The organism is Actinomadura sp. WAC 06369 (genome assembly GCF_003947565.1).
In the GTDB taxonomy this organism is placed as follows: Bacteria; Actinomycetota; Actinomycetes; order Streptosporangiales; family Streptosporangiaceae; genus Spirillospora; species Spirillospora rifamycini.
The window spans coordinates 1-6,097 of record NZ_QHJN01000276.1; the positions used below are offsets into that span (position 1 = coordinate 1).

The window sequence follows — 6,097 nt, forward strand, 5'->3', positions numbered from 1 at the left end:
CGCTGGATGAGCGCCATCCCGCTCATCTCCGCCTCGAGCCCGCCCCCATGGACGAGAGCGACGAGGTGGACCCCGAGGGCGACGCCGACGCGGACGGGCTCGAGGCGGAGATGAGCGGGATGGCGCTCATCCAGCGGGAGCTCGGCGGACAGATCATCAAAGAGATCGACAACTCCTGACCGGAGCCGCGCGCCCGATCGGGACCGGCGCACCGCCGTCCGCACTTACCGCCGCGCGCCGCGACCCCGTAGTCTCGGGGGACGGACGTCCGGTGGTCGGCGGGGTCACCAGAGAGAAGGCCCTCACGAGGGGCCGGAAGAAGGAGTGCACCGTGGAACCCGGTGGTTTGAACATCCAGGAACTGCTCCAGCAGGCGCAGGCCATGCAGGAGCAGCTCTTCACCGCGCAGCGCGAGCTGTCGGAGGCCGAGGTCAAGGGCACCGCGGGCGGCGGCCTGGTCACGGCGACCGTCAACGGCGCCGGTGAGATCACCGGCCTGACGATCGACCCGAAGGCCGTCGACCCCGACGACCCGGCCGACACCGCGGAGACGATCGCCGACCTGGTGCTCGCCGCGATCCGCGACGCCGGCCGGGAGGCCCGCGAGCTGCAGCAGGAGAAGATGGGCCCGCTCGCGCAGGGCCTCGGCGGCGGGGGCGGCATGCCCGGCATGCCGGGACTCGGCGGTGAGGGCGGCGGCCTGCCCGGCGGCTTCCCCGGCCTCGGCGGCGGCGGCCGCTGACGCCTCCCCGCCAGCCTCCCCGCCAGCCTCTCCGCCAGGCTGCTCCCCGGCGACGTCCCCGGCGGCGTCCCTGACGCCTCCCCGGCGCCGCACGTCCACCAGAACCCGAACGGAAGGAAAGGTCCGTTGTACGAAGGGGTCGTTCAGAACCTCATCGACGAACTGGGCAGGCTGCCCGGCGTCGGCCCCAAGAGCGCGCAGCGGATCGCCTTCCACCTCCTGGCCGCCGATCCGGCCGACGTGGACCGCCTCGGCAAGGCGCTCAAGGAGGTCAAGGACAAGGTCCGCTTCTGCAAGACCTGCGGGAACGTCGCCGAGGAAGAGGAATGCCGGATCTGCCGCGACGCCCGGCGGGACCCCCACGTCATCTGCGTGGTCGAGGAGTCCAAGGACGTCGTCGCCATCGAGAAGACCCGGGAGTTCCGCGGCCGCTACCACGTGCTCGGCGGCGCCATCAGCCCGATCGAGGGCGTCGGCCCGGACGACCTGCGCATCCGCGAGCTGATGCAGCGGCTCGCGGACGGCACCGTCACCGAGCTGATCCTCGCCACCGACCCGAACCTGGAGGGTGAGGCGACCGCGACCTACCTCGCGCGGCTCGTCAAGTCCATGGGCCTGAAAGTCACCCGGCTGGCCAGCGGCCTGCCGGTCGGGGGCGATCTGGAATACGCCGACGAGGTGACGCTTGGCCGCGCATTCGAAGGACGGAGGCTGCTCGATGTCTGACACCAACAGCCCGCAGGAGTGGACGGCCCTTGCCGAACGGGTCGCCAAGCACGTCGAGAACTACCTCAACGGCCTGGAAGCCGTCGCGCGCGGCGACGGCGGCACCCAGACGGTGTCGCTGCTCCTGCTGGAGGTGTCGCAGATCATCCTGGCCGGCGCGCAGCTCGGCGCCAGCGCGGACGTGATCCTGCCCGACAACTGGGAGCCCGAGATGGGGGACGACCCCGATCTCGACGCCGTCCGGACGGGCCTCGCCGAACGCCTCGTCACCGTCGACGAGTACGTCGAGGTGTTCGACCCGTACAAGGACACCGAGCCGACCGCGTACCGGCTCTCCGACGACCTCGTGGACGTCGCCAGCGACCTCGTCCACGGGCTGCGCCACTACCGTCAGGACCGCCCCCTCGAGGCGCTGTGGTGGTGGCAGTACTCGTACTTCAACCACTGGGGCAACCACGCGGGCGCCGCGCTCCGCGCCCTCCACGCCGTCGTCGCGAACGTCCGCCTCAACGTGTCCGAGGAGATCGCCGGAGAGGTCGCCGCCGCCGCCGAAGAGGTCGCCGCCGCCCAGTAGCGGTCAGAGCTCCCGCGCCGGTTCGTCCAGCCGCAACCGGTCCCCCTCGGGCGTGACCGCGAGCCCGAAGCGCTCCACGCCCGGACGGTCGCGGCGGACCATGGTGTACGGGGAGGCTCCCGAGCAATGCTCGCGGGGCCGGGCCCCGAAGGGTGCAGCAACGGGAGAGGGCAGATCACGGTCCCGGCGAACGGGACGACCGTCTCGCCGGCGCCGGTCTGCCTTCGCACCACCGCCGGGCAGGAGCCCGCGACGGTGCGTTTCCACTTCTTCATCGGAGAAGGAAGCGGCAGGGGACAGACGGCCGTGGAGATTCCGCTCACCGGGGACGGGCGTCGGCGGTAGGGCTTCGCGGGCGCGGGCGCGGGCGCGGATGCCTGGGCTCGGGGGCGGCGCGGTGCGTTCGGACGGTCGTCGACTGACCGCGCGGCGTTCCGGGCCGTAGGGTGGCAGGCGTGACCGAGACGAAGGCGGTGAAGTCCGAGCAGACCCGCGCGCTGATCGTCCAGACGGCGCTGCGGCTCTTCCGGGAGCGCGGGTACGAGGCGACGACCATGCGCGCGATCGCCAAGGAGGCGGGCGTCTCGGTCGGGAACGCCTACTACTACTTCGGCTCCAAGGAAGAGCTGATCCAGGCGTACTACGACGAGCTGCAGGACGAGCACGTCGCCGCGTGCCGGGCCGTGCTGGAGGCGGAGACGGAGTTCGCGGCGCGGCTGCTGGGCGTGCTGCGGGCGCGCGTCGACACGATGGTGCCGTACCACCAGTTCGCCGGGAAGTTCTTCAAGTTCGCGGCGGAGCCGACGAGCCCGCTGAATCCGTTCAGCGCGGAGTCGGGGCCGGCGCGCGACTCGGCGGTCGCGATCTACCGCGAGGTGGTCGACGGCTCCGACCTGAAGGTCGACAAGGAGTTCCGGAAGGAACTGCCGGAGCTGCTGTGGCTGTACTCGATGGGCATCGTCCTCTACTGGGTGCACGACAGCTCGCCGGGCTGCCGCAAGACGTACCTGCTCGTCGAGCGGACCGTGCCGCTGGTCAACCGGATGGTGGCGATGTCCCGAATTCCCGGGTTCAAGTCGGTCACCCGGGAACTCGTGGACATCATCCGCGATGTTCGGGCCTGACCGTCACGTATACGTGATGTCCCAGTGGTCGCTTTCGCGGGCGTACAGCCCGCCTTCGGGTGACCGGTACAGCTTCGACCCGTCGCCGCGGACGCCTTCGCGGTCGTAGCCCTCGATCTCCCGGTCGACGCACGGGGTCGGCGCGATGTCGATCTTGTAGCCGTTGTAGTGGCTGTGGCGGCCGGGGGCGTGGCCGCGCTCGGTGCCGCCGGTGACGACGATCCGGCAGCCGCTCTTGTCCGCGAAGCGCAGCAGCCCGTCGAGGGTCGTCCAGCGCAGCCCGTCGAAGGACGTGCACGTCGGCTTCTCGCGGTCGGAGCAGTTCCCGGTCGACCGCCACTCGATGTCCCGCGACCGCAGGACGTCGGTGACGAACGCGTGGTCGAGGTGCATCGTCTTCGACGGCGGCGCCAGGCCGCCCGGCTTCCCGGGGCGGGCGGCCGGCTTCCGGGCGGCGGGCGCCCTCCCGCTCGCTTCCGCGGCCTCGGCGGGACGCTCGTTCCGTGCGGGCGGGGCGTCCTGTGCGGGCGCCTGCAGGATCTCGACCATCGAGCTGGTCGCGCCGGCGTCCGGCTCGGTGCCGGGACCGGTGTTCGGGAAGACGGGCGCCGCCGGGCGGCCCATGGGCAGCGGCGCGGCGTCGGTGGGCACCGGAGGCCCGTCCGCCGGAGCGGCGGCCGCGGCCGCGGACGTCGTCACGATGATCGCCGTGGCGGCGAGCAGGGTGCCCGCGCCGAGGGCGAGCAGGCGCGGCACGGGGCGGCGGAGGTCGAAGCGCCCGGGTTTTCGCCGGTCGGCGGCGCGGAGCGGTCCGGCCGGCTCCGGTGCGCGGGCGTGCGGGTGCGGGTGCGGGTCGTGCGGCGGCCGTGTCATGCGATCCCCCCGATCAGCGATGTGGAGCGCTGCGCCGCCGCATCGGACGGCGGCGCCGGGGGGCCATCAGTCACACTGCGTGTATCGAAAGTGACTGACTGTGCTCGTTGGTGGCCGACGGAGGGATGCCCCACCATCTGATCGTGTAAACGCGGGGACGTGCGGATGATCCGCACGACCCCGCGTCAGATCACGACATACCGAGATGTTTCCGGGCGAAGTCGATTTCGGCGGCCATCTGGGTGATGCGTTCCTCGACGACGAGCGAGCCGTGCCCGGCGTCGTACCGGTACACCTCGTGCGGCAGGCCCAGCTCCGCGAGCCGCGCGAGGTAGTTGTCGATCTGCCGGATCGGGCAGCGCGGGTCGTTCTCCCCGGCCAGGACCAGCACCGGCGCCCGCACCCGCTCCACGTACGTGATCGGGGACGACTCGCGGTACCGCTCCGGGACCTCCGCGGGCGACCCGCCGAACAGCGACCGGTCGAACGCCTGGAGGCCCTCCATCTCGTCCTCGTACGCCGCGACGTAGTCGGCGACCGGCACCGCCGCGACGCCGACGCTCCAGTCGTCCGGCTGCGTGCCGATGCCGAGCAGCGTCAGGAACCCGCCCCACGACCCGCCGGTCAGGACGAGCCGGTCCGGATCGGCGAGCCCGGACGCCACCGCCCAGTCGCGGACGGCCTTGATGTCCTCCAGCTCGGTGAGCCCGACCCGTCCCTCGATCGCGTCCCGCCACTCCGATCCGTAGCCGGTCGAGCCCCGGTAGTTGACCCGGACGACCGCGAACCCGTGGTCGACCCAGGCCGCGGCGGACGGGACGAACGAGTCGTCGTCCTGCGCGGTCGGGCCGCCGTGGACGTCGAACACCGTCGGGTACGGGCCGGCCGAACCGTCGCCGGGCTTGCTGACCAGCGCGTGGATCCGGCCGCCGGGGCCGTCCACCCACGCGTCCTCGACCGGGACCGACGGCGGCGCGGCCGGCCCGGGCGGCGTCAGCACGACCGCCCCGGACGTCGACCGGATCACCGGGGGCTCCGCGGCCGACGACCACGAGAACTCGACCGTCCCGTCCGGGCGGACGTCCGCGCCGCCGATCACGCCGCGCGGCGTCTCGATCCGCGTGAGCGCGCCGGTGCCGAGGTCGTAGCGGTACAGCTCGTCGCGCGCCTCGTGGGAGTGCGACACCAGCAGCGCCGACCCGTCCGGGTACCAGCCCGCGCCGATCTCGCCGGGCAGGTCGAGGACGATCTCCTGTTGGGTGCCCGCGACCGGGTCCCAGACGAGCATCTCGTCGCGGCCCCGCCGCTCGTGGTTCACCAGCAGCCGCGCGTCCCCCGCGACCGGCGCGAACCCGGCGCCGTAGACGCCCTTGCCGGGCCCGTCCCACAGGTCCGCGACCGTCGACCCGTCCGGGCGGACGACGCGCAGCGCCATGTGGCGGCTGTCGCCGTGCTCGCTGTGCCCGATCGCGATCAGCGCCTCGTCCCGCGACAGCGCCGCGACGTGCGCGTCCTCCGCGTGGTGGTACAGCACCTCGGGTTCCGCGCCCGGACGGCACAGGTGGATCGTGTTGCCCGCCTCCGTGGTGCGGCCGACGACGGCGAGGCCGCTCGCGCCCAGGGACAGCCCGGCCGGGTACGACGGCTCCAGCCCCGGGACGGCCGGGACGCTCTCCGCGCCGTCCTCCGCGTCGAACGCGACGCGCTTCCACACGCCGAACTCGTCGCCGTCGGTGTCGGCGAACCACCACACCCACGCGCCGGACGGGTCGACGCCGCCCGTCCACGTCCCGTTCGGCCGGTCGGTGACCTGCCGCCGCGCGCCGGTCGCCCGGTCCCACGTGTAGATCTCCCACGTGCCGGTCACGTTCGACCGGTAGACGCTGCGGTCGGGCGCGTCACGCGCCCATCGGGGCAGGCTGATCCGGGCGGCGCGGAACCGCGCCTTCCAGCGCTCTTCGTCGACCATGCCCCCAGTATGGCCGCCCCGGGCCAGGACGGGCGCCGGTGCGGGCCCGGGCGCGCGGGTGCGCGCGTCCGGGGGGGCCGGGTCAGGGG

At 73.1% G+C, this 6,097-nt stretch carries 6 protein-coding genes; 4 read left to right on the forward strand and 2 right to left on the reverse strand.

Annotation, left to right across the window (positions count from 1 at the left end):
- The first annotated feature begins 331 nt into the window (after nt 1-331).
- The 4 genes from DMH08_RS37890 to DMH08_RS37905 all read left to right on the forward strand — a co-directional run bounded on the left by DMH08_RS37890 (nt 332) and on the right by DMH08_RS37905 (nt 3,166).
- Nucleotides 332-742 (forward strand): YbaB/EbfC family nucleoid-associated protein, encoded by a 411-nt coding sequence (locus DMH08_RS37890; RefSeq protein WP_026403913.1) that lies wholly within the window; start codon nt 332-334, stop codon nt 740-742.
- A gap of 126 nt (nt 743-868) precedes the next feature.
- Nucleotides 869-1,468, forward strand: a complete 600-nt coding sequence (gene recR, locus DMH08_RS37895) for a recombination mediator RecR (RefSeq protein WP_026403912.1) — start codon at nt 869-871, stop codon at nt 1,466-1,468.
- Entirely contained in the window at nt 1,461-2,042 is a 582-nt protein-coding gene (locus tag DMH08_RS37900; protein WP_051301081.1) for a DUF5063 domain-containing protein, read from the forward strand. The genes recR and DMH08_RS37900 overlap by 8 nt, the downstream gene beginning before the upstream one ends.
- A 455-nt stretch (nt 2,043-2,497) precedes the next feature.
- Nucleotides 2,498-3,166, forward strand: a complete 669-nt coding sequence (locus DMH08_RS37905; protein ID WP_026403910.1) for a TetR/AcrR family transcriptional regulator — start codon at nt 2,498-2,500, stop codon at nt 3,164-3,166.
- Between the two features lie 3 nt (nt 3,167-3,169).
- Here the strand turns inward: DMH08_RS37905 and DMH08_RS37910 are convergent, their stop codons facing one another.
- Both DMH08_RS37910 and DMH08_RS37915 read right to left on the reverse strand, forming a co-directional pair.
- Complete coding sequence (locus tag DMH08_RS37910) at nt 3,170-4,039, reverse strand: hypothetical protein (protein WP_125621047.1); 870 nt, start codon at nt 4,037-4,039, stop codon at nt 3,170-3,172.
- A gap of 190 nt (nt 4,040-4,229) precedes the next feature.
- Complete coding sequence (locus DMH08_RS37915) at nt 4,230-6,008, reverse strand: S9 family peptidase (RefSeq protein ID WP_125621049.1); 1,779 nt, start codon at nt 6,006-6,008, stop codon at nt 4,230-4,232.
- Between the last annotated feature and the right edge of the window lie 89 nt (nt 6,009-6,097).